The organism is Acinetobacter sp. S4397-1 (assembly GCF_024129285.1).
Taxonomy (GTDB): Bacteria; Pseudomonadota; Gammaproteobacteria; order Pseudomonadales; family Moraxellaceae; genus Acinetobacter; species Acinetobacter lwoffii_C.
This window is the reverse complement of record NZ_JAMXXZ010000004.1, coordinates 106,834-129,843: the sequence shown is the minus strand read 5'-3', so window position 1 is coordinate 129,843 and position 23,010 is coordinate 106,834. Positions and strand designations below refer to the sequence as shown.

The 23,010-nt window shown below is 41.0% G+C and carries 21 protein-coding genes and 3 tRNA genes; 14 read left to right on the top strand and 10 right to left on the bottom strand.

All coding sequences use genetic code 11. The features are described 5' to 3' along the window. Positions 1-7: 7 nt before the first annotated feature. Positions 8-373: a succinate dehydrogenase, hydrophobic membrane anchor protein gene (gene sdhD / locus NI467_RS04205; RefSeq protein ID WP_151203043.1), complete on the bottom strand. Its 366-nt coding sequence runs from the start codon at positions 371-373 to the stop codon at positions 8-10. Then, positions 373-771, bottom strand: a complete 399-nt coding sequence (sdhC, locus tag NI467_RS04200; protein WP_151202970.1) for a succinate dehydrogenase, cytochrome b556 subunit — start codon at positions 769-771, stop codon at positions 373-375. The genes sdhD and sdhC overlap by 1 nt, the downstream gene beginning before the upstream one ends. 1,007 nt (positions 772-1,778) lie before the next feature. Between sdhC and gltA the strand changes: the two genes are divergently transcribed. Continuing rightward, positions 1,779-3,053 (top strand): citrate synthase, encoded by a 1,275-nt coding sequence (gene gltA / locus NI467_RS04195; protein WP_151202972.1) that lies wholly within the window; start codon positions 1,779-1,781, stop codon positions 3,051-3,053. Positions 3,054-3,910: 857 nt separating this feature from the next. Continuing rightward, positions 3,911-4,333, top strand: a complete 423-nt coding sequence (locus tag NI467_RS04190) for a hypothetical protein (protein ID WP_253151115.1) — start codon at positions 3,911-3,913, stop codon at positions 4,331-4,333. Between the two features lie 58 nt (positions 4,334-4,391). Here NI467_RS04190 and NI467_RS04185 read toward each other — a convergent pair whose 3' ends face one another. Together NI467_RS04185 and folD are read right to left on the bottom strand one after the other, a co-directional pair. After that, positions 4,392-5,060, bottom strand: a complete 669-nt coding sequence (locus NI467_RS04185; protein ID WP_253151113.1) for a methyltransferase — start codon at positions 5,058-5,060, stop codon at positions 4,392-4,394. A gap of 153 nt (positions 5,061-5,213) precedes the next feature. Then, a complete protein-coding gene (folD, locus tag NI467_RS04180) occupies positions 5,214-6,062 on the bottom strand; it encodes a bifunctional methylenetetrahydrofolate dehydrogenase/methenyltetrahydrofolate cyclohydrolase FolD (protein ID WP_253151111.1) in 849 nt (282 codons plus the stop codon). Positions 6,063-6,215: 153 nt separating this feature from the next. Between folD and NI467_RS04175 the strand changes: the two genes are divergently transcribed. Further along, positions 6,216-6,289 (top strand) — tRNA-Cys (locus tag NI467_RS04175). 10 nt (positions 6,290-6,299) lie between these two features. After that, positions 6,300-6,385 (top strand) — tRNA-Leu (locus NI467_RS04170). Positions 6,386-6,486: 101 nt separating this feature from the next. On the opposite strand, the gene NI467_RS04165 is transcribed toward NI467_RS04170, so the two are convergent. The 3 genes from NI467_RS04165 to NI467_RS04155 all read right to left on the bottom strand — a co-directional run bounded on the left by NI467_RS04165 (position 6,487) and on the right by NI467_RS04155 (position 9,011). After that, positions 6,487-7,398, bottom strand: coding sequence for a YafY family protein (locus NI467_RS04165; RefSeq protein WP_253151109.1), 912 nt, complete (start codon positions 7,396-7,398; stop codon positions 6,487-6,489). 139 nt (positions 7,399-7,537) lie between these two features. Further along, positions 7,538-7,720, bottom strand: a complete 183-nt coding sequence (locus tag NI467_RS04160; protein ID WP_253151108.1) for a hypothetical protein — start codon at positions 7,718-7,720, stop codon at positions 7,538-7,540. Between the two features lie 298 nt (positions 7,721-8,018). Beyond that, the gene (locus NI467_RS04155) at positions 8,019-9,011 is read right to left on the bottom strand and encodes an NAD(P)H-quinone oxidoreductase (protein ID WP_253151106.1); all 993 of its coding nucleotides are present in this window, start codon (positions 9,009-9,011) and stop codon (positions 8,019-8,021) included. A gap of 132 nt (positions 9,012-9,143) precedes the next feature. Here NI467_RS04155 and NI467_RS04150 point away from each other — a divergent pair, with 132 nt between their 5' ends. The 3 genes from NI467_RS04150 (at position 9,144) to NI467_RS04140 (ending at position 14,282) form a co-directional block, all read left to right on the top strand. Further along, positions 9,144-9,485: a co-chaperone YbbN gene (locus NI467_RS04150; protein WP_253151104.1), complete on the top strand. Its 342-nt coding sequence runs from the start codon at positions 9,144-9,146 to the stop codon at positions 9,483-9,485. 261 nt (positions 9,486-9,746) lie between these two features. Then, positions 9,747-12,146 carry a glycerophosphodiester phosphodiesterase family protein gene (locus tag NI467_RS04145; RefSeq protein WP_253151102.1) on the top strand — a complete coding sequence of 800 codons (2,400 nt, stop codon included), beginning with the start codon at positions 9,747-9,749 and terminating at the stop codon, positions 12,144-12,146. 777 nt (positions 12,147-12,923) lie between these two features. Continuing rightward, positions 12,924-14,282: an NAD(P)-binding domain-containing protein gene (locus NI467_RS04140; protein WP_151202990.1), complete on the top strand. Its 1,359-nt coding sequence runs from the start codon at positions 12,924-12,926 to the stop codon at positions 14,280-14,282. A 378-nt stretch (positions 14,283-14,660) separates the two neighbouring features. On the opposite strand, the gene NI467_RS04135 is transcribed toward NI467_RS04140, so the two are convergent. Further along, positions 14,661-14,736, bottom strand: a tRNA-Arg gene (locus NI467_RS04135). Between the two features lie 179 nt (positions 14,737-14,915). Here NI467_RS04135 and NI467_RS04130 point away from each other — a divergent pair. The 7 genes from NI467_RS04130 to NI467_RS04100 all read left to right on the top strand — a co-directional run bounded on the left by NI467_RS04130 (position 14,916) and on the right by NI467_RS04100 (position 20,958). After that, complete coding sequence (locus NI467_RS04130; protein WP_253151100.1) at positions 14,916-15,851, top strand: ABC transporter ATP-binding protein; 936 nt, start codon at positions 14,916-14,918, stop codon at positions 15,849-15,851. Then, on the top strand, positions 15,848-16,621 hold the full coding sequence (locus NI467_RS04125; protein ID WP_151206436.1) for an ABC transporter permease: 774 nt from the start codon (positions 15,848-15,850) through the stop codon (positions 16,619-16,621). The genes NI467_RS04130 and NI467_RS04125 overlap by 4 nt, the downstream gene beginning before the upstream one ends. Further along, positions 16,621-17,436, top strand: a complete 816-nt coding sequence (queF, locus tag NI467_RS04120; RefSeq protein WP_151206437.1) for an NADPH-dependent 7-cyano-7-deazaguanine reductase QueF — start codon at positions 16,621-16,623, stop codon at positions 17,434-17,436. The genes NI467_RS04125 and queF overlap by 1 nt, the downstream gene beginning before the upstream one ends. Positions 17,437-17,455: 19 nt before the next feature. Further along, on the top strand, positions 17,456-18,109 hold the full coding sequence (locus NI467_RS04115) for a hypothetical protein (protein WP_151202996.1): 654 nt from the start codon (positions 17,456-17,458) through the stop codon (positions 18,107-18,109). Positions 18,110-18,396: 287 nt separating this feature from the next. Next, positions 18,397-19,401 (top strand): lytic murein transglycosylase B, encoded by a 1,005-nt coding sequence (mltB, locus tag NI467_RS04110; protein ID WP_253151098.1) that lies wholly within the window; start codon positions 18,397-18,399, stop codon positions 19,399-19,401. Positions 19,402-19,690: 289 nt separating this feature from the next. Further along, positions 19,691-20,305 (top strand): septal ring lytic transglycosylase RlpA family protein, encoded by a 615-nt coding sequence (locus NI467_RS04105; protein WP_151202998.1) that lies wholly within the window; start codon positions 19,691-19,693, stop codon positions 20,303-20,305. Positions 20,306-20,502: 197 nt separating this feature from the next. Next, complete coding sequence (locus tag NI467_RS04100; protein WP_253151096.1) at positions 20,503-20,958, top strand: DUF962 domain-containing protein; 456 nt, start codon at positions 20,503-20,505, stop codon at positions 20,956-20,958. A 233-nt stretch (positions 20,959-21,191) separates the two neighbouring features. Here the strand turns inward: NI467_RS04100 and tsf are convergent, their stop codons facing one another. Both tsf and rpsB read right to left on the bottom strand, forming a co-directional pair. Beyond that, a complete protein-coding gene (gene tsf, locus NI467_RS04095) occupies positions 21,192-22,067 on the bottom strand; it encodes a translation elongation factor Ts (RefSeq protein WP_151203000.1) in 876 nt (291 codons plus the stop codon). Between the two features lie 140 nt (positions 22,068-22,207). After that, on the bottom strand, positions 22,208-22,954 hold the full coding sequence (gene rpsB, locus NI467_RS04090) for a 30S ribosomal protein S2 (RefSeq protein WP_151203001.1): 747 nt from the start codon (positions 22,952-22,954) through the stop codon (positions 22,208-22,210). Positions 22,955-23,010: the final 56 nt, after the last annotated feature.

Below are 23,010 nucleotides of genomic sequence, written 5' to 3'. Positions count from 1 at the left end.
TTTCCTATCAATTCGCCCAAAAAATCTGGATCGCCCAGATCGCATATGCAAATACAGCAATAATCATTGCTGAAGTCAGTACAAGGCGTAAACCTGAAGCTGATGGACCCATCTGACGAGTAGTTACATAGTCAGTAAATACTTGCCACATACCAATCCACGCATGCGCAACAAGAGATAAGACAGACAATAAAGATAAAACCTTCATTGGAGTTGTCATCATAAAGCCGTACCACTGTTCAAAAGTAAAACCGCTGTTGCACAGGATCCAACCTAGAATAACAACAGTATAAACAGCAAGAACAACGGCACTTATACGCTGGATAAACCAGTCGCGTGAACCTGAACCCGTTAAACCAGTAGCACTTTTCATTAGAGTACGATCCATACAAATGACGCAACGATACCGATTGCAGACAAGATTAATGCGATAGTAGCTGCTGTGCGACCACTTTGCAGTTCTTCTGCAACACCAACGTCAGCAAGTAAATGCTTAACACCAGCGATAAAGTGGAAAATTAAACCGGCTACAAATACCCATACGATGAAGCGCACAATAAAACCGTTAAAGATTTCCTGTACTTGTGCAAAACCCTCTGGTGAAGACAATGATTTGTCTAAAATCCACAAAAGGACCGGTACGAGTAAAAATACGATGACACCTGAAAGACGGTGTAGAATTGATGCAATAGCCACGGGTGATTTTAAGTTTACTTCTAAAACTTGACCCATGGACAAATTGACAGGTCTGTTGCTTTTCACAGCGGGCATCCTGTAGTTAAAAACTCCATCCGGAGTTTGTTGGAATTAATTCGAAGGAAAGCTGGCATTGTCAGGCAAATACATGCCGAACGTAAAACGACACTGAATTATAAAACGTCAACTATTAAAACACAAACAGCTCACTCAGGCTTTTTAGGTAAAAAACCTTTAAATAAGAATCATTAACAAAAACTCATCAATGACCCCACCAAAATATAGCTTAGTGTTTTATGCTTATATAATTGTTTTTAAATAATTAAGTAGATAAATTCGCTCTGTTGCCTGATTTATTCTTATACCGTTTGAATTTAGACTAAAGATGAAGAATCTTGTCTTAAATTGTAAAGTACGGGCTTCTTTTTTGAGTTAAATCAAATATCTGCATTTATAAAACAAATAACAATTATGACCAAAATGAATGATATACAAAAACTCCTCATTAAAAGAAAGACCTAGCCAACTTGGTTTATTGATAGTTTTTTCAACCCTTTTAAGCATTTTAGATTCAAAAAATCACTTACTCAATCTCTATAAATAAGGTTTCCAACCTCTGCCAAATAAATATCAGCTACTTTTTAACCAATTAAACTGAGAATCAGGTCTCAATCTGGAACTTTTATTTATAATCTCTTGATCCTTTAAATAATTTTGAAAAATTATCTAAGTTATGAGATTTAGATAGGTTTCAGGAGAAGCTGGCAAATTCAAGTAATTTTAATTGCTCTTTTTAAGTTTTAAAAAAATGCTGATAAATAACTGCTACAGGTGATTTTTTTCTGCACCTTCTCTTGAATTTGACTTATTATAGCGCCTTGGTACTGTGATTCTATTGGACTTTTTATCTCTTGGTGAATTAACTAAACCGCTGTGCAAGCGTCATTTTTTCATCCATAAGTATAATTGACAAAATTTCAGTAGCCACTAATCTTATAGCAAATTTTTGACCCGTCCGTTTTGTACATTAAAAGATTGATAGCAAATCGGATATACATTCACCAGGACAGGAGATCTATTGAATGTCTGAAGCAACTGGCAAGAAAGCCGTTTTACAGCTTGATGGCAAAGAAATTGAATTACCAATTTACAGCGGCACATTGGGCCCAGATGTAATCGACGTTAAAGATGTGTTGGCTGCAGGTCACTTTACTTTTGATCCTGGTTTCATGGCGACTGCTTCTTGCGAATCTAAGATTACATTTATTGATGGTAACAAAGGTGTACTTTTACACCGTGGCTATCCAATCGACCAGTTAGCAACTAAAGCTGATTACCTTGAAACGTGCTACCTGCTTTTAAATGGTGAGCTTCCAACAGCTGAGCAAAAAGAAGAGTTTGACGCTAAAGTTCGTAACCATACTATGGTTCACGACCAAGTTAGCCGTTTCTTTAACGGTTTCCGTCGCGATGCTCACCCAATGGCGATCATGGTAGGTGTGGTGGGTGCGCTTTCTGCGTTCTATCACAACAATCTGGACATCGAAGATGTTAACCATCGTGAAATTACAGCGATCCGCTTAATTGCCAAAGTTCCTACTTTAGCAGCGTGGAGCTACAAATACACCGTTGGTCAACCATTCGTTTATCCACGTAATGACTTGAACTACGCTGAAAACTTCCTGTACATGATGTTTGCTACACCAGCAGACCGTGACTACAAGGTTAATCCGATTCTTGCAAAAGCAATGGACCGTATCTTCACGCTTCATGCTGACCATGAACAAAATGCTTCTACGTCTACTGTACGTTTAGCGGGTTCTACTGGCGCTAATCCGTATGCATGTATCGCTGCTGGTATCTCTGCACTTTGGGGTCCTGCTCACGGTGGTGCAAACGAAGCCGTTCTTAAGATGCTTGACGAAATCGGCACGGTAGAGAACGTTGCTAGCTTCATGGAAAAAGTGAAGACTAAAGAAGTTAAACTCATGGGCTTCGGTCACCGTGTGTACAAAAACTTCGACCCTCGTGCCAAAGTTATGAAAGAAACTTGTGACGAAGTTCTTGGTGCGCTTGGTATCAACGATCCACAGCTAGCTCTTGCGATGGAACTTGAACGTATCGCACTTTCTGACGAATACTTCATCAAGCGTAACTTATACCCTAACGTAGACTTCTACTCAGGTATCATCCTTAAAGCGATCGGTATCCCGACTGAAATGTTTACTGTAATCTTCGCGCTTGCACGTACTGTAGGCTGGATCAGCCACTGGTTAGAAATGCACAGCGGACCTTACAAAATCGGTCGTCCTCGTCAGCTTTACACTGGCGAAGTTCAACGCGACATTAACCGTTAATTCGGACAGCGTTAAACGACAAGAAACCACCCTTTCGGGTGGTTTTTTTATGCTTGATAAATACCAATATGACTTTTGTTGCGTGTGGTGACTTGTTTTAAAAATTTATGAGGCTGAACACGCTGCTTTGTATACGGGTAATATGTAGAGTCGACCCAAGCGCCATGATTTTTAGTCGGCCAGCTCAAACCAAAATGTAATACTTGTAAAAGCAATTGATGTTGATTAACCCAGTCAATCATACATAGATAGGATGGAAAAGCTTTAATTGGTGCACAATAGAAGTGCCCGATCCTGTATGAAAAAACTTAAAGTTATGGAGTTGTGATTTTTTATAGCACACTGCAATAAATGCAATTTCAGACCGACATAGGCCACTTGATCACCGGCTTTCATTCAAGCTTTTTATTTTAGATATTGTCAATAAAGCATTTCACCTTAAAAACACCATTAATGCTGCAGAGTTGTTGTGTAAACCTGAACACAAGATAGTCGGTTTTAAGTTTGCGTCGTAACTTATCTATGAGTCCAGCCATCTTTTTTGACTTCATTTCTTACCCATGCTTCATGGTTATCATAATGCAATCAACTTAAGCTACTGTTTGAGTTCCCCCCATGGGAACATCCTGTTGCTGTATAGATTTATTTTCTTTATCAGGCAGGATAATCATAATCTCACCCTGTTGAAGGCAGTACCTACTCCATTGCAAACTATATTAAACTAAAAATATCTAATTTCTGGATGCAGTTTATAAACAGCTTCTTATTAGATATCCAAACAATTGATGATAATTACTCAAGGCAACAGTTTGAGTAATCTATGGCATACTTAGCCCAAGACTTCAGGAAATATAAACATGAGAAGAACAACAGCAATTTTAGCTTTGGCTGCAAGTGCTTTAATAATGAGCGCCTGTCAGACCACACCGCATGAGTTCAATGGACAAAATGGTTATAAGGTTCTGGAGCGTTCGGACAATACAGCAACTTTGAGCTATATCCTTTCGGGACGACCTAGTCAGGATGAAAATAGATTACAAGCGGCTTGCAAACAAGTTTTAGGCGCCAGTAAAAATTATAATATTCAAGTTTTAAGCACCAATGAAGTTGTTAATCCAGCAAACAAACAAGTTGACTTTGGCCGTCAAATTGGCAGCAGCCGTGCCCAAATCAGTTTAAGTAATACTCCTGGCTTATATAACAGTGAAGATTATGGCACCCGCCAGGCCCTTGAAGCTCATCCGACCACCGTGAGAGTGATACGCTTTAGCTGCTCCTAAAAAAATCTTTACATAAAAAGGGCTACAGGCCCTTTTTATTGAATAACTGACCAGTTATTTATCTGGTTCGATAAAAACTGACATTACGAAATTCTGGTGACTCATCCAGATCCGGCCAGGTCGTTGCACTTCGTTCATCAAGTTTTACATATTGTGGATGGCTGAAGTTTTTCACCCGACTGTCTGCCACCCAGACTTCTGGAGCAAATTTTAAAAACTCATCTAGAAAAAAGCGGTTGCACTGATCATAGAGCACATCAGCAGCCAATAGAATATCCACCTGCTCAGCTTTATACAGATCATCCAGATATTCCAGCTCTACATTATTGAGCTCAGCATTGGCACGACAGGCATCTAAACTCACCTGATCAATATCACAACAGATTACCCGTTTTGCCCCTGCCATTTTCGCCGCGATTGCCACCACACCTGAACCTGCACCAAAATCCAGCACGACCTTGTCTTTAACATGATGCGGTTCGACTAAAAGCCATTGCGCCATTGCCAAGCCTGATGCCCAGCAAAAGATCCAATATGGTGTCTCATTCCAAATCCGACGAATCACTTCATCATCCAGTTTATCGGTTGGAAATACGGGTGGAATCAGCCATAAAGAAATGGGTGTACCGGGCAATTGTTGTGCTTGCAATTCACAGTGCGGAATGATGTCATGCAAAGCATGAAGAAGATGCTCAGGGGCTTTAGGCAGTTGAAAAGTACAGCTCATTGGTTTTTTATTCTTTATATGTGTCGAAGAACTCTTATATTTTAGGTACTACCCTCATCCCGGCCCTCTCCCACAGGGAGAAGGAGCATGCATTATTTTCACAATGAACTTCTCCCTCTCCTTTCAGGAGAGGGTCAGGGAGAGGTCTGTTTATTAACCTAGCGCCTTCTCAGCAGCTTCCACAGTTTGACGAATTAAAGTGGTAATCGTCATTGGACCTACACCACCTGGAACTGGTGTATAAGCAGATGCCACTTCTTCAATACCTACCAATTGAATGTCACCAACACCGCCACCCTCACGCGGATGGAAACCGGCATCTACCACCACAGCACCCGGTTTGATCCAGTCTTTTTGAATCAACTCCGCTTTACCGACTGCACCCACGACAATATCGGCTTGCTTCACAAAGTCAGTCAGGTTTTGAGTGCGTGAATGACAGATAGTGACGGTTGCATTGGCTTGAAGCAACATCATCGCCATTGGTTTACCCAGAATTGCAGAACGTCCCACGACCACCGCATGTTTGCCTGCGATCTCAATCTTGTTTTCTTGCAAAATTGTCATAATGCCAGCAGGTGTTGCTGAACCATAAGCGGCTTCACCCATTGCCATACGGCCAAAGCCCAGGCAAGTTACACCATCTACATCTTTGGCAAGTGAAATTGCATCAAAACAAGCACGCTCATCAATTTGCGCCGGTACTGGATGCTGTAACAAAATACCGTGAACATCTGGATTTGCATTGAGTTTTTCAATTTCAGCCAGTAACTCTTCAGTTGTAGTTTCTTTAGGCAGCTCAACTTTGAGTGAATCCATACCGACACGACGGCAAGCGTTGCCTTTCATACGTACATAAGTTGCAGATGCACCATCGTCACCCACCAAAATAGTTGCAAGAATTGGAGTACGACCTGTTTTTGCTTTCAGCGCTTCCACGCGAGTTAACAAGTCAGCTTCAATTTGCTTTGCCAATGCACGACCGTCTAGAACTAATGCCACGGCACTTCTCCCAAATGTTGATATGAATCAATTTCGCACATTCTACATGAATATTTTAAATATTCTCCGCTATATGCTGTTTTTCTGCGCATACAAATGAATGCACTATTGTTTTTTTTTCAGAGCTTGATAATATACGCATCAACAAGACGCGGCGGGGTGGCAGAGTGGTCATGCAGCGGACTGCAACTCCGTGGACGCCGGTTCGATTCCGACCTCCGCCTCCATCTTGTTAAAGCCCGAGTGGTGAAATCGGTAGACACAGGGGATTTAAAATCCCCCGCCCACAAAGCGTGCCAGTTCGAGTCTGGCCTCGGGCACCATTCTTAAGTCTTTTAAGATGGTGTACATAAAGAATCCAGCATTAAGCTGGTTTTTTTATGCCTGAAATTTCAAATAGGCTGTTATTTTAATTTATTCTCCGTCATTTGCACTGAGAAGATGTTAAATATCCTTGCAAACCAGCATCCAGCTCTTGCTGTAAATGAACAGGTTCAATAATTTTTAGATAGGGTATCCAGTAACGAACCAAAGGATGCAGTTGTTTTTGATGCCGAATCTGGCAAGAGATTAACAACTCTCCCGCTGCAGACTCTGTTAAAATAACTTGCTCGGGAAAAAGCTTACGTTGCTTAAAATACAGCGCAACATCTGGATGTACAGATAGGGTAACTTCCTGCTTATCGCACCCAAACCAAATACTGTCTTCATTATCCAATTGCTGTAAAATATCAGGTTCAAGTTCAAACTGAGCCAGTTGATGGCTGGTAATTATACGTTCAATCCGGCTTAAACGATAAACTCGCAACTTTTGCTTGCGTACCGCTGCTACATACCAATTACCGTGATGATGAATCAGCCGGTAAGGCTTTACCACCCTCACTTTACTTTTATAAATAAAAGCCACTTGTATACATTTTTGAATGTGGGCTGTTATTAACTTAAAGTGTTCAGCATATTGGCTTACATCTTCAAAATGATAACCTTTAGCTGAAAAAACCAGGCTGGCACGATTATCAAATAGTTCTTTTAAAAATGAAATGTCCAGAGAAGGATATAATTCACTGATTCCAGATAACTGAGCAAAGTTTTGAATATCCTGTAATTTAAAACGCCCTAAATAAGAGGGTTCAAGATAGTAACGCTTGCTTTGTGTATCCTGAATTAAGGGTAAATAGGAATTGAGCCGGTCAAAATCACGTTCAATTGTTCGTGTACTCACCTGAAACTCGTGCGCCAGCTCTTGTACATTTAGTTGGTGACCAAGATTTAATTTAGTTAAAATTCTAGCTAAACGCTCTGCAAGACGCTCATGTGTCGAAGGATTGCCCTTCATAAATACCCTCTTTGCAATCAGCAATATAGCGCATAAAATGCGTAAAATTATTAAATTATACAGCTAAATATAAACTTATTTTCAAATACTTGTTTCAACTTAAGGCTAATACCCACTCAATATGCTGACTTAACAGAAACTACAACACAGCTTTTTTACCTTTATGATTAAGACGCTCAACATAACGTTCTAAATGAAGCAATGCAGGATAAATTTTAGGCACATCCGAATATAATATCTGATTACGGATAATCGCTTTATGAAGACGCCTTAAAGCGCGAAAACTATGCACATGCGTGAATGGCACCGATACAATCTTCATTATATATCTCCTTTATTACAGGATGTTTCACATAAACTAGACAAATTTAGTCAAGTTAAATTTAAAGTTAATGTAACCCTCACTTCTGACAGGTTGTGTCGGACAGTTAACGTTTTTTTACTTTTTGGCAAATTTATTTATATTTTTTCAATTAATTTGAGTGATTTATCTTATTTTATTTCAAAAAAAAGCCGGATACATTCCGGCTTCCTATGTGAGGGTGTTGATAAATGATATATCTACCTCAATAACAGTCCTGTACAACAGATGAACTCCTCCCTTTAAAAAGGGAGAAAATTTAAATGATTTTCACCACAACTTTCCCGACATGCTCTCCCGTATCCATAGCTGCATGCGCATCCTGAATCTGGTCAAATTTAAAGGTTTTGTAGATCATCGGCAGACATTCGCCTTTTGCCCAGAGTGGCGCCACATAATCCCGTAAGCCTTTGGCAATTTCAGCTTTTTCTGCAGTATTACGGGCACGCATGGTTGAACCAGTAATGGTCAGGCGTTTCATCATAATTTGGCCCAGCTTCACTTCTTTGGCTTTGCCCCCCCCCAGAAATGCGATATAGACCAAACGGCCATCACGGCGCAGCAAGTTCAGATTTTTTTCTAGATACGGCGCACCCACCATATCCAGCACCACATCTACACCACCATTGTCGGTCACCTCATTAATGACTTGTTCAAAGTCCTGAGTTTTGTAGTTAATGGCTGTAGTGAGATGGGAAATTGCCTGAACTTTTTCATCCGAACCGACTGTGGCAAACGATTCCAAACCTAATGATTTGCACAGCATCAATGCCGTGGTACCTATACCGCTGGCACCCCCATGCACCAGTACCATCTCGCCTGCTTTGGCATGTGCCATTTGAAAGACATTGGCCCACACGGTGAAAAAGGTTTCTGGAATGGCTGCTGCCTGTGTAAAGCTTACACCTTCCGGGATGGTCAAGGTCTGGCTTTCTGGTACGACACAATACTCCGCATAACCACCACCATTGGTCAGGCCACAGACTTTATCACCAACTTTAAACTGGCTTACCTCACTACCGACTGCAATCACTTCACCCGCGACTTCAAGGCCCGGGACGGGTGTTACGCCTTTCGGCATTGGATACAAACCTTGACGCTGCAAGATATCTGGACGGTTAATACCAAAAGCATGAACTTTCACCAGAACTTCATCTGCTTTGGCTTCGGGGATCGCAACCGTTTCATAAGCCAATTTATCGATACCGCCCGGCTCGGTAATAATGACCTGCTGCATGGTGGTGGGTGTCATATGTTCTTCCTTTTTCAATGATTGACTATTCAAGCCTCTAAAACTATTTGAACATATAAATGCAGCAGATTGAACAGCAATGGACTTATGTATAATCATGTCCATATTTAGGCGCAGGATAATAGACCTACTATGGCAGACATTATTGAATACACTGAAAACAACTATACTGACTTTGAGTGGTATGACGGCCTTGCAATTATCCGGTTTTATGCAGACTGGTGTGCGCCCTGTGTGCAAAACGCTCCTGTCTTTGAACAATGGGCGAAGACTCAAATGCACGCCGAGCCAAACATCAAGTTTGGTAAGGTCAATATTGATCAATCGCCTATTCTGACTTTGCGCTATCAAGTATATGGCTTACCTTCGACTTTAATTTTTTATCAAGGCAACATTATCCAGCGTATTGCCGGGGTTAAGAGCATGACGCAAATGCAGAGCTATTTAGAGCAAGCCAAAATACTCATCTCCTGACCCTTCCAAACTATACATAACGGCTCTTTCAAGAGTGACGTGTCCAAAAGAGCCTGATCAATTCAAGTCGAATTATCTCGCCATTCAAAAATGTATAAAAATAAAATCTTTCATTTCATCATGTCGCTATGACCATCATATAAATTTCATAAATATTTAATATGTAATTAAATTTTTAGTTTATGACAAATCAACAGAAATGTAACCAAGCTGTTTTAAGGTGAGAAACGTTTTTGAAGCCTCTCTATAGAAAAGTACTTTATGAAAATTACACACTTAACAACAGCTATTTTATTAGCTTTAACTTTAAGCGCTTGTTCAAGTGACGATGAAAATACATCAACGCAACCGCCAGTCAACCCAGAAGAGCCTACCGTTCCAGATCCTGAGCCTGAAACACCAGAACAACCTGTGCCAGTTCCTGAAGTTTACCTGGATGAAAACTTTGACCAAATGACGGAGATTCCTGCAACCTGGTCAATGCCAAGATCAAATGCTGGAACAGTCTATTTAAGCGAAGGTAGCTTATTTTTAGATGGTCGTGCCAACGACACGCAAATGACCTTGGTGATGCTGCCACAAGAATATCAAAAGTTGCGTAATTATCGTATCGATATGGAGTTTGCCTATGTGGAACGTAATAATGGCGGACGCTGGGGAAGTATTATTTACCGTGCTGCAGATCACTATGCTGAACCTGCATTTTCACCCTATTACCAATTTGCGATTCGTGGCGATGCCACAGGTGCAAGCGGTCTAGAACTTGCTTTACGTCAACCGACCAATGCCTGGAATGTCCTACACAAATCCGCGTATAAAGAAAATATAGACCCGACCAAGACTTATAAAGCCACGGTGATTGTGCATGGTAAACGTGTACGCCACTATATCAATGATGAGCTGGTACTGGATACTTCGCTACCGTATAGTCTCGATCAAGGCGGCATTGGATTATCTACAGCAGGTCTGCTGATGCGAGTAGAGCGTCTAAAAATTACCGAGCAGCTTGATGCGCTACCTGAATCAAATAAAGTGACCGATATCATCGATCATCGCCTCCCTGTTTCAATGGCTCCTACGCTGGCTCAACCGGCTCCTCTCACCGGAAATGCCTCGGTCAATGCCACCCATATTGCATATCAGCTAGATGAGCAACTCAATTTATTGAATGCAAATAATCAAAAAGTTATGCATTTACGTGATTATTTGAATGATAGCAACCGCCGTACCTTACCTCTTTTAACCATCAAAAATGAAAATACCATCACGCAATTAAAAGCACTGTCTACAAACTATGATTTGACAGATTTCACTTTTGTGTCTGATCAAGCAGATTTATTACGTAAAGTTCGTCTTGCTCTTCCAAGCTCTCGTACTGCATTGGATTATTCACGTCACACTGGATTAACCCATAGCCGTAAAGATATTGTACAAATTGCACACAATACCAACTCTTCACTTTCTAAAATTGTGATTTTACCGTCGCATTTAGTGAAACAAGAGGTCGTAAGTCATTTACAGCGTTTACTGATTACCCCTTGGGCAAGCACAAACACGACCACTCCAGTTTCAGCCGCACAAATTTTAACGACTGGTGTGAATGGGATTTTGACCACTCAGCCCGATACTTTCCAGAATCTTATGAAGAGCATGGCACCTAATACCTTATTGCGTAAGCCGCTAATTACCGGGCATCGTGGTATCCCTGCACTGGATGACGAAAACACGCTAGAAAGTATGTTAAAAGCAATTGAGGTCGGTGCAGATGCCGTTGAATACGATGTCTATATCACCAAAGATGGTCATGTAGTCTTAATGCATGACGACACTACTACACGTACCACCGGTGTTGCGCGCAAGATTGAAGAAATGACTTTGGCAGAAGTTCGGGAATTACGCACTTTAGGCAAACAGCGTCAAATTCCAACAATGGATGAAGTACTTACAGAGGTGAAGAAATATCCACATGTGGTGAATTTTATTGAAATTAAGAGTCCAAAACCTGAAATTGTACCCGCCATTAAAGCACTACTAGATCAACATGATGCCTATGACCAATCTATCGTCATTAGCTTCAGTGGTGCCCAAATCCTCCATATGAAGAATGTGTTACCCGGCGTATCCACCGGTTTCTTAACCAATACTCCAACCGCCCAGAGCGACATTGTGAATACCCGTCGTATTCTGGATGCCACCCAACAGTACTCCTCGACATTTAACCCATCTTTCGGGGGATTAAGTAAAGAGCTCATGACGCTTGCCAGTCAACGTGGCGTGACCTTCTGGCCATGGACATTCCGGTTGAATAAAGAAGATTTCAATCGTATGTATGTTCAAGGCACTCATGGCCTAACCACTGACTATGCACATGATTCCTCTAATTTAATTGTCAAGCTAAAGACCCCTGCAGAAGTTACTGCCACAGTGGGCAAACCTGTAGAGATCTCTGGTCAAACCACGACTCAAGTGGGAGAAAAAACCACCTATATATTTAAAGAAATGCTGGTTTTACCTCAATCCGCTAAATACACTCAATCAGGCCAAGCCGTGACATTTAGTGAAAAAGGTACCGCCTATGTAATGCCTCGCTACAATTACACCATGGCACCGAATTATAGCTATACACTATATGCAGCACCTGTAAAAGTGACTATTCAATAAATTCCGACATCTTGAGATGACCTTTTATTGAGAACATCACTCATCCACCTCTAAAAAACCCACTCTATTGCAGTGGGTTTTTAACTGAGCTCAATGGAATCATTTAAGTATTAAACCTCGGCTATAATTTCTCGTGTTTATAAACTATTTGATACCTTCTTATTTCAGCCAGTGTTTGCATATAATTTAAAATACTTGCTTCATGATAATCATCTGTTAATACTTCTTTATCCTGACAACAGGCTCTTAATATATTTAATCAGATTTTTTATATTTTTTGATTTATCTGCATAATTTAATATGATGATGGGACTAAATGAGCAGTAAATCTGGCAGAAAAATCGGGGTTTATTTCTGCATTAGTGTCAAATATTAATACCTTCCTATTCTAGTAATAAAAAAAATATAATCCATTGAAAAACAATTAAAATATTTTAATTTAAAGCATGTATTTTAATACTCTCTCCAATATCTTACCTCATTTATTAATCATTTTAACTGCTAAGGCCTAATCACAATTCTAATGAGACCCTTAAAGTTCATAAGGAATTATGATAATATGCAGTTTCTTTGATGTGTGTTTCTTATAAATCCAACTTAAATTCAACTTTTCAATGTGATTTAGCACATATCTTCATCTTTTAATTCATGTCCTATTTTGAGTAGATTTTTTATTCATCTATACAGTTAGGATTGTATCTATTTTTATCTATGATCCTGAATGACCAAACTCAAAATTGGAGGTGAATGCATAAGTTAAAACTAATGGAGATAGCGATGAACCGAATTGCAATTATAGGTGCTGGTCCCAGTGGTATGGCCCAATTAAGAGCATTTCAATCAGCAAAGGCCAAAGGTCTAGAAATTCCAGAAATTGTATGTTTTGAAAAACAAAGTGATTGGGGTGGGCAATGGAATTATACCTGGCGTACAGGTATAGATGAGCATGGCGAACCTGTCCACAGCAGTATGTACCGTTATTTATGGTCGAATGGCCCTAAAGAAGCTTTAGAATTCGCCGATTATACTTTTGATGAACATTTCAAAAAGCCAATCGCGTCTTATCCCCCCCGTGAAGTTCTCTGGGATTACATTAAAGGGCGTGCAGAAAAAGCCAATATTAAAGATCAGGTGAGGTTTAATACCGCAGTACAACAGATTAGCTATGATGAACATAGCCAGCAATTTACAGTTTCTGTAGAAGACTATCAGAACCAATGTCATTACTCAGAGCAGTTTGATTATGTCATCGTTGCCTCTGGACATTTCTCTACCCCACATGTTCCTGTATATGAAGGATTCGACCGCTTCCATGGGCGAGTTTTACATGCTCACGATTTCCGTGATGCTCGTGAATTTAAAGGAAAATCTGTTTTACTTGTGGGCAGCAGTTATTCAGCTGAAGATATTGGTTCTCAATGTTATAAGTATGGTGCTAAACAGATTTACACGTGTTATCGCACCAAGCCTATGGGCTTTAAATGGCCTAGAAACTGGTCAGAAAAAAAGCAGCTTGTTCGCGTAGATGAAGATACAGCCTATTTCGGAGATAACAGCTCAGCAAAGGTTGATGCCATTATTTTATGTACTGGCTATCTGCACCATTTCCCCTTCATTGAAGACAAGTTGCGCTTAAGAACCCATAACTGCTTGTACCCTCTGGGCTTATATCAAGGGGTGGTATGGGAGAAAAATCCGCGCTTATTTTATCTAGGCATGCAGGATCAGTGGTATACCTTTAATATGTTTGATGCCCAAGCCTGGTATGTACGCGATATTATTTTAGGCAAGATCGCCTTACCTGAGGTTGCAGAAATGCAACAGCATACCCAAGCCCTGCATCAGAAAGAGAAGCAATTAATAACCGAGGAACAGTCTGCGAAGTTTCAAGGCGACTATATCAAACAGTTAATTGCACAAACCGATTATCCATCTTTTGATATTGATGCAGTACATAATATTTTCATGCAGTGGAAAAAGCATAAAAAAGAAAATATTATGGGCTTCAGAGATAAAGTATATCGCTCGGTGATGACAGGAAAAATGGCTCAACCGCACCATACCCCTTGGTTATATGCGCTTGATGACTCATTGGAAAGTTATTTAGAAGACCCTAAACAGCAAGAAGCCATGTAGGGCCAGAGCATATCAAAAGCCATCTGTATAAATACGCAGGTGGCTTTTATTGGCTGGTGTGTATTAAAGCTTTTATTCTAAAAATATTTAAAAAAATAAAAAAGGACTGTAGATTAAATTTCTCTCATAACTCAAAAGCCATCTTTTTTTTAAAAAACTTTTGTCCCAAACGTGACTAAAGGTAAACAAGACACTTCATAAGCTGGATTTTAATAGACCTTTTATTTACCCATTAAGCCTACTTCATAATTTTTAAAGTTTTTGATTGGGATTTGATACAGAAGATAGTATGCAGTTACCATAAAAATAGCGGTTTTTTCTTGAGACAATATAGAGCACGCCAAGATATAGATAAGGTATTGATTTTATAAATAATAGTGGTGCGCTCAGCGGGACTCGAACCCACGCCACAGGCTTCGGAGACCTGTACTCTATCCAGTTGAGCTATGAGCGCGCGACGCACATCATAACAAAAAAATCAGCAAGGTAAAGCACCTATCTCTAAGTTATTTAACTTTATGCCTATGCTTTATACAATATTCCAAAAACGCAACATAGAATCCCAAGTGGATGACTTGGCTTATTTTGCAAGATCACTCACAATATCTTAACTTTTCACCATTTGAGATATCCATGACTGATGCACTGACATTGAGGGATTTATCGAAAACCTATAGAAATGGTTTTCAGGCACTGAAAGGAATTAACTTAAATGTACCGGAAGGTGAGTTTTATGCGCTGTTGGGTCCCAATGGTGCAGGAAAGTCGACCACGATTGGCATCATCAGCTCATTAACAAGAAAAAGCTCTGGCACGGTTGAGATTTTTGGTTATGACCTCGACACTCAGCCCTCTAAAGCCAAACAGTGTCTAGGGGTAGTTCCACAGGAGTTTAACTTTGCCCAGTTTGAAAAAACCTTTGATATTCTGGTGACTCAAGCCGGATATTACGGTATCCCTAAAAAAATGGCGCAAGCCAGAGCAGAAGAATATTTAAACAAACTCGGCTTATGGGATAAACGTTCGACCCAGGCACGTATGCTTTCAGGGGGAATGAAACGCCGTTTAATGATTGCCCGTGCGATGATGCATGAACCCAAATTACTGATTCTGGATGAACCTACTGCGGGTGTCGATATCGAACTACGCCGTTCCATGTGGGATTTCCTGAATGAAATGAATGAAAATGGCACTTCTATTATTCTGACCACTCATTATCTGGAAGAAGCAGAAATGTTGTGTCGTCGTATAGCCATCATTGATCGCGGGGTCATTAAAGAAGATACCAGCATGAAAAACTTCCTCAACCAGCTCAATGAAGAATCTTTTATTTTCGATCTGGCCGCCCCAATTGAGCCCCTCAGTCTGGATATTATCGGCGTCCGTTTTAATCTGATTGACCCGTTGACTCTGGAAATTACCCTGGATAAGGCCCATACCATGAATGATCTGTTCCAGTTACTCGAATCACAAAACATCCAGGTTCGCAGTATGCGTAATAAATCCAATCGTCTGGAAGAGCTATTCGTAAAAATGGTTGAAAAAAATCTGGATGGAGCGGCAGAATGAACATGAATCAGCTAGGTATCGCCTTATATACCATTCTGTATAAAGAAATCCGCCGCTTTATGCGGATCTGGCCACAGACTTTGTTACCCCCAGCCATTACCATGAGCCTGTACTTTGTCATCTTCGGCAATCTGGTCGGTTCAAGAATTGGGGAAATGGGTGGCCACAGCTATATGGAGTTCATTGTGCCCGGCTTGATTATGATGGCCGTCATTACCAACAGTTATGCCAACGTCTCTTCCAGTTTTTTTAGCTCAAAATTCCAGAAAAGTATTGAAGAGCTAATCATGAGCCCCGTACCTCTGCACATCGTGTTATGGGGTCATGTGCTGGGCGGTGTCACCCGCGGTGTACTGGTCGCCATAATTGTCAGTGTAATGAGTCTGTTTTTTGCAGATTTATCTATTACCAACTGGTTCGTCACCATTTATACTGTACTGATTACCTCCCTGCTCTTTTCTCTGGGCGGTTTTATCAATGCAGTCTATGCCAAATCTTTTGATGATATCTCAATCATCCCGACATTTGTATTGACGCCGCTGACCTATTTAGGCGGGGTGTTTTATGCAATTTCAGCCCTCGGTCCATTTTGGCAAAATTTATCTTTGATTAATCCTGTGGTGTACATGGTCAATGCCTTCCGCTATGGCATTTTAGGTCATAGCGATGTCAATGTTGCCGTTTCACTGACAGTAATCAGCTTATGTTGTGCAGCACTGTATATGCTTGCCTATCATTTACTCTCCCGTGGTTCAGGAATGCGTGAATAATGAGTGTAGAACAATCTCTTCTTGGTAAAGACACCAACTACCCGACAGAATATCAACCCGATGTTCTGTTCCCTATTTCACGCGCACCTGCCCGTGAAAACTATGCCCATGTAGATGCCATTCAGCAAGGCAAAGACTGGTGGCATGTCTTTGAAATTTCCTGGTTAAATGCAGTCGGCATCCCGCAAGTAGCCATTGGCCGGATTGCCCTGCCGGCATCTTCACCCAACCTGATCGAATCCAAATCTTTAAAACTCTACTTTAATAGCCTGAACTTTACGACGTTCAACTCAAAAGATGCCTTTATCCAGACGGTAGAACAGGATTTATCCCGCGTGGCTGAAGCGGAAGTGACGCTAGAACTGTTTCAGGTAGATGAGCTTGAAGTTTCCAAGCCGGAAGGCATTTCTATTGATGATCTGGTGCCAGAACGTCTGGAAAATCATCCCAATGCCAACCTGCTGGCTTTGGATCTGGAAAATCCACAAGAAGGCGAAATCCAGCTTTACTCTCATTTGCTCAGAAGTAATTGCCCGGTGACTGGCCAGCCAGACTGGGGAACAGTTTTTATACGTTATCAGGGCAAAAAACCTTGTTATAAGAGTATATTGGCTTATATTATCTCTTATCGTCAGCACAATGGTTTTCATGAACAGTGTGTGGAACAGATGTTTGCCGACATCTGGCAACAGCTGAAACCAGAAAAGCTGATGGTTTACGCCACCTATACACGTCGTGGTGGATTGGACATCAATCCTTGTCGTGTATCGGATTCAACATGGATGCCTCGCCCTATACGTTTAGCGCGACAATAAAAAACATTGAGGTTTAACAATGCCATTTTTTGGTTTTATTCCTTCTGCAGAACTATTAAATACTATTCAGACTGCACAGAAAAATAAAAACTCAAGTGAACCGCTTTATCCTTTACGTGACAAAACCGCATTGATGATTAATGATGAAATCCTCGACGCGATTCTCACGGAACTGGTACGCCGTTTTCCTGCCAGCGACAAGCGTGATACGGCAGAAAAACTGGCGGGTTATATCAAGTCGACTGTTGCAGTTTTACTCAAGCAGTTGCTGGGTAAAGCATCAAATGAGGTGGTGAAAGAGTCGATTGCCTTCTCTGAGCGTAGTCTGTTCAAAGACCCGGCTGGCCATATGCGTATCGGTGAAACGCTCGACGCCAGTCTGGTCACTAATCTGAAGCACCAATTTGCTGAACTCAAAGCTGGCAATACGGTAGACAAGCAAACGCTGAGTAACCTGTATAAACAGTTTGCTGAAGCCACTGTACGTCATTTTATGGTCGACTTTAATAAAACCCTCGATTTGGGGATGATCAAACGCAAAGCAGCAGATATTGGCGCTGCTGCCGTAATTAAAGCCGTTAATATTGCCGCTGATAAAATCATTCTGAATTTAACCAAAGAAGAATTGCAGATTATGGCGGAATATCATGACACCTTGTTCTATACCGAGTAATGTCTCAGCCTGAACATGCTCCCTTTAAAAAACCTGACTCCGGTCAGGCTTTTTAGTCTCCATGAAATAGCTTGTTACAGTTAAAGGCCATAAAAATGAAATGTGCTTTAAAAACAGCCAACATTTCTTTATTTTTACCACACTTTCTATGACTCATATTCGCGGCAATGTTATCTTTATTCACAGCTTTAAGCCGGAAAATTGAGAAAAACAAATTCTTCTATTTTTGCGGCATGATTCAAATGACATAGCCACAAACTCACCAGAAATTTGGAAATCATAGCAAGATGTTGAAATTTGATTTATATAAAAAATTGAAACAATATTCAATTCTATTTGCCACCTTGGGCCTGAGCAGCAGTATTGTTTCTGCCAATGACTTTCAACATCATCCTTCCTATGCCAGCTTTAAACAAAGTACCATGCAAAAATACGGCCTGACCGCAGGGCAAATCGATTCCGCGATGGCTGGGACAAAAAATCTTCCGAATATTATCAATATCATGAATCGTCCGGGCGAAAGTAAGCCATGGTATGCCTATAAAACCAATTTTCTGGCTGAGTCTACCATTCAGCGTGGCGTACGTTTTAAACAGCAGTATGCAGATACCCTTAACCGTGCTGAGCAGCAATTTGGAGTACCTCAGGCGATCATTTTAGGCATTTTGGGAGTAGAAACTGGTTTTGGGAGCAACAAAGGCTCATTTATTACCCGTGATGCCCTAGCCACTTTAGGTTTTGGCTATGAGCGTCGTGCACAGTATTTCCAGGATGAGCTGGCGGCTTTAATCGCCTGGTCCTATACAGATGGCATTCCAACTTCATCAGTGGTCGGTTCCTATGCCGGTGCGATTGGCTACCCACAATTCATGCCAAGCAATATTCCAAAATTTGGTGTGGACTATGATGGTAATGGTCATATTGACCTGCGTAATTCTGCTGTGGATGCAATTGGTTCCATTGCCAACTATCTGGCCCAGTATGGCTGGCAGCGCAACCAGCCAGTGGCATTTCCGGCGCGTTATAGTGGCTCTAATCCAGAGGCAGTGATTGCCAAGGATTTAACCCAGCCTGTACCTTATGGAGTACTAAAAAGCCAAGGAGTCAGCCCGATGAATCCGATCGTAAAAATTGACGATCTGGACATGGTGAGCCTGATTCAATTACAAGAAAGCTCTGGGCCAATTTACTATATTACTTATCCTAATTTTCAAGTAATTACGACCTATAACCGCAGCCGCATGTATGCGACCGCTTTATGGCTTTTAGGTACAGAAATTACGAGCCGATAACAGTAATTTTTGCTACAAATTATTAAAGTCAAGTTTTTTATAAGAAAATATGAGCGATAAATAGGCGTTTTTAATACAATGTTACAATATTGATTATTTTTTAATCAATCACTGTGTATTTTACGTTCTTTTTTTCAATATTTTAATTAAATACTAGACAGCTTATTGTCAGCATGAATATCATCCTTTTCGTTAAATGTAGTTGCATAAGTTAAATGTCAGGCAGGTTTGGTTGATTTTTCAATAACTTAGACAAATCAATCTAAATATGCTGTTAGGAGTTGATTCGATGCATTCTTCTTTTTTGAAGTATTTTATGGCTATTGCCGCGACGGTCACACTGGCCCAGTCACAGGCAGATATGGTTCCGTCATCTTCATTCAATCATGAAAATGACAATTCTCGTCTAGCTGCACGAGTGTTAAATAAAGAAGCTCAAAGCTTCAATTCAAATTTCACCAATTTGAACAGTCTTTCAATCACTGAACGTTCAGGCGATAAAGTTCGTCGTGAAACCATTGCAGCAAAAATTGAAATACCTGCAGAAGAGCCTTCAGTGATTGAAAAGCTGAATACTGTTGCTTCCAAGACAGTACGCAAGTTTAGCCAAACAGGTACTGCATCCTGGTATGGCCGTCAATTCCATGGCCGTAAAACAGCAAGCGGTGAAACATTCGATATGAATGCTTTAACAGCCGCCCATCGTAGCTTGCCGTTGAACTGTTATATCCGTGTCACGAACAAGAACAATGGTAAAAGTGTCGTTGTGAAAGTAAACGATCGTGGTCCATTCCATGGCAACCGTGTTCTTGACCTTTCTTACGGTGCAGCAAAGCAGCTGGGAATCACCAGTGCCGGAACTGCAAACGTAAATATTGAACGTGTTGCCGGTCCAAATTCTTAAGATTTAACTTGCAATACATTTAACAAAAGCCGCAGGTAATATGCGGCTTTTTTTATTGATACCAAAACCCTAGACCTTAGTTTTTTTCCGAAACTTCAACTTGATCAACTTGCCTGCTATCGATTTCATTTTGACCAACGCTTGCTTCTGTTCTATATTCAGATTTAATTAGAATATGTTCAAGGATGGAGCGAAAAATGAAAACAGTATCGGAATGGTTTGCTGAATATAGCGAAAGCCACCAGAATAAAACCAATAAACTGATTCACTGGGTGTGTGTCCCGACTATTTATTTTTCGATTATCGGTATTCTGGCGCATTTTAGCGCTCTACTAACGGCTGTGCTCTTGGCTTTAGCGTTTATCTTCTATGCTCGCCTTGATATTGTACTGGCTGTCGCGATGGCAGCACTGACGCTGGTCATGGCTTGGCTGATCTGGATTTTACCGATGGGCAGCGGATTCTTTATTGTTCTTTTCATTTTTGCCTGGATTGGTCAGTTTTATGGTCATAAAATTGAAGGTAAAAAGCCCTCTTTCTTTAAAGACCTGCAATTCCTTCTCATTGGCCCAATCTGGTGCATGGATGCATATCTAGGTAAAGTCCTACCATCTTGGAGATCTCGTCAATCTGAGGCCTTACAGCCCACTTGAAGCGTATGTAATATCATTACACTTATAAATCCGGGAAAGTGCTATTCCGCAATCGGTTTTCCCGGTAAATTTAGGCCCTTTCCCATAGCTTGTTGCGTAACTTCAAAACCCTTTAAAGCAAATTATTTTGTACGCTGGGTTTAAAGTCAGTGAATAACCGATTCACCCTCTAAAATTTTGTTCAGGCCAAAAAAAGCCCCATCAAATGGGGCTTTTTTAAATTCTTAACCGAATTATTGTGCAGCAGCCTGAGCAGCAGCAACTTCTTCAGCGAAAGAAAGCTCAGCTTTCTTCTCGATACCCTCACCCACTTCGAAACGAACGAATTGAGCTACAGTAGTAGCTGTTGCTTTCAGAACGTCAGCAACTTTTTTGTCGTTGTCAATTACGTACATTTGACGCTCAAGAACAACTTCGTTCAGGTATTTCTCAACAGAACCTACCACCATCTTTTCAACGATGTTTGCTGGTTTGCCAGATTCAAGTGCTTTCGCTTCAGCAATTTCTTTCTCTTTCGCGATCAGATCAGCTGGAACCTGTTCAGCATTTACGGCAACCGGATTGAATGCAGCAATGTGCATTGCCAAGCCTTTACCAGTATCCGCATCACCTGTGTAAGATACAACAACACCGATACGCAGACCGTGTTTATAAACAGCCAGTTTTTCGCCTTCAAGGATTGAAGCACGACGTACCTGGATGTTTTCACCGATTTTTTGAACAAGAGCGATACGTGCTTCTTCAACAGTCGCACCATCTTCAAGTTTAAGTTCAGCAATTTTAGCAGCGTCAGTTTCATTGGCAGCAAGTGCAGCTGCTGCAACTTTGTTAGAGAAATCAGCAAAGTTTGCGTCTTTAGCAACGAAGTCAGTTTGACAGTTTACTTCTAGAAGGATTGCTTTGTTACCTTCTTGAACAATGGTAATCGCGCCATCAGCAGCAATATTACCTGCTTTTTTAGCAGCTTTTGCCTGACCAGATTTACGAAGGTTGTCAATCGCCAGTTCGATATCACCGCCCGCTTCTGTCAATGCTTTTTTACATTCCATCATTGCAAGACCTGTACGATCACGCAACTCTTTAACCATGCTTGCTGTAACTGCAGTCATGTTTATCTCCTAAATACGGTAGAAAATGAAATCTTTTAGAACAGAAACGGCCCAGAGGATTCTCATGGGCCGCCTGCATACTTAACGCTTACTTTGCCACTGTCACATGTCGCAAAAATGACAAGCTAGCGTCAAACGCATTAAGCCTCAGAAGCTGGAGCTTCTTCTGCTTTAGCTTGTGCATTTGCTTGTGATTGAGCGTATTCTTTACCAGCAATAATCGCATCAGCCATAGCAGAAGCATAAAGAGTTACTGCACGGATCGCATCGTCGTTACCCGGAATAACGTAGTCTACGTTGTCTGGGTTAGAGTTTGTATCAACGATACCAATTACAGGAATACCAAGGTTTTTGGCTTCTTTAATTGCAATCGCTTCGTGGTCAACGTCAATTACGAATAATGCGTCAGGTAAACCACCCATGTTTTTCACGCCGCCTAAAGCACGCTCAAGTTTTTCCATCTCACGGCTACGCTCTAAAGCTTCACGTTTAGTCAGCTTAGCGAAAGTACCGTCTTGAGATTGAGTTTGAAGGTCTTTTAAACGGTTGATAGATTGGCGAAGTGTTTTCCAGTTCGTCAACATACCACCTAACCAACGGTGGTCTACATATGGCTGACCAGCACGTTGCGCTTGTTCACGGATGATTGCAGAAGCTGCACGTTTAGTACCAACGAACAAAACTTTGTTCTTTTTGCTAGCCAAGTTGTTAGCAAAGTTCAAAGCATCATTTAACGCAGGAACAGTGTGCTCAAGGTTAATGATGTGAATTTTGTTGCGCGCGCCGAAGATGTATTCGCGCATTTTTGGGTTCCAAAAACGTGTTTGGTGACCAAAGTGTGCGCCTGCTTGAAGAAGGTCGCGCATGCTTACGTTGTAATCTGCCATTTTCTTTACCTTAAAGTTTGGGTTAGGCCTCCATATATCCGCATTCTCCACCCCGT

Coding starts and splice junctions, on each gene's coding strand:
- NI467_RS04160 (WP_253151108.1), bottom strand. CDS start 7,720: ATGAAGATTGTATCGGTGCCATTCACGCATGTGCATAGTTTTCGCGCT.
- NI467_RS04140 (WP_151202990.1), top strand. CDS start 12,924: ATGAACCGAATTGCAATTATAGGTGCTGGTCCCAGTGGTATGGCCCAA.
- NI467_RS04125 (WP_151206436.1), top strand. CDS start 15,848: ATGAACATGAATCAGCTAGGTATCGCCTTATATACCATTCTGTATAAA.
- NI467_RS04145 (WP_253151102.1), top strand. CDS start 9,747: ATGAAAATTACACACTTAACAACAGCTATTTTATTAGCTTTAACTTTA.
- NI467_RS04115 (WP_151202996.1), top strand. CDS start 17,456: ATGCCATTTTTTGGTTTTATTCCTTCTGCAGAACTATTAAATACTATT.
- tsf (WP_151203000.1), bottom strand. CDS start 22,067: ATGACTGCAGTTACAGCAAGCATGGTTAAAGAGTTGCGTGATCGTACA.
- sdhC (WP_151202970.1), bottom strand. CDS start 771: ATGCCCGCTGTGAAAAGCAACAGACCTGTCAATTTGTCCATGGGTCAA.
- mltB (WP_253151098.1), top strand. CDS start 18,397: ATGTTGAAATTTGATTTATATAAAAAATTGAAACAATATTCAATTCTA.
- NI467_RS04165 (WP_253151109.1), bottom strand. CDS start 7,398: ATGAAGGGCAATCCTTCGACACATGAGCGTCTTGCAGAGCGTTTAGCT.
- NI467_RS04130 (WP_253151100.1), top strand. CDS start 14,916: ATGACTGATGCACTGACATTGAGGGATTTATCGAAAACCTATAGAAAT.
- NI467_RS04190 (WP_253151115.1), top strand. CDS start 3,911: ATGAGAAGAACAACAGCAATTTTAGCTTTGGCTGCAAGTGCTTTAATA.
- sdhD (WP_151203043.1), bottom strand. CDS start 373: ATGAAAAGTGCTACTGGTTTAACGGGTTCAGGTTCACGCGACTGGTTT.
- queF (WP_151206437.1), top strand. CDS start 16,621: ATGAGTGTAGAACAATCTCTTCTTGGTAAAGACACCAACTACCCGACA.
- gltA (WP_151202972.1), top strand. CDS start 1,779: ATGTCTGAAGCAACTGGCAAGAAAGCCGTTTTACAGCTTGATGGCAAA.
- NI467_RS04185 (WP_253151113.1), bottom strand. CDS start 5,060: ATGAGCTGTACTTTTCAACTGCCTAAAGCCCCTGAGCATCTTCTTCAT.
- NI467_RS04100 (WP_253151096.1), top strand. CDS start 20,503: ATGAAAACAGTATCGGAATGGTTTGCTGAATATAGCGAAAGCCACCAG.
- NI467_RS04150 (WP_253151104.1), top strand. CDS start 9,144: ATGGCAGACATTATTGAATACACTGAAAACAACTATACTGACTTTGAG.
- NI467_RS04105 (WP_151202998.1), top strand. CDS start 19,691: ATGCATTCTTCTTTTTTGAAGTATTTTATGGCTATTGCCGCGACGGTC.
- NI467_RS04155 (WP_253151106.1), bottom strand. CDS start 9,011: ATGACACCCACCACCATGCAGCAGGTCATTATTACCGAGCCGGGCGGT.
- rpsB (WP_151203001.1), bottom strand. CDS start 22,954: ATGGCAGATTACAACGTAAGCATGCGCGACCTTCTTCAAGCAGGCGCA.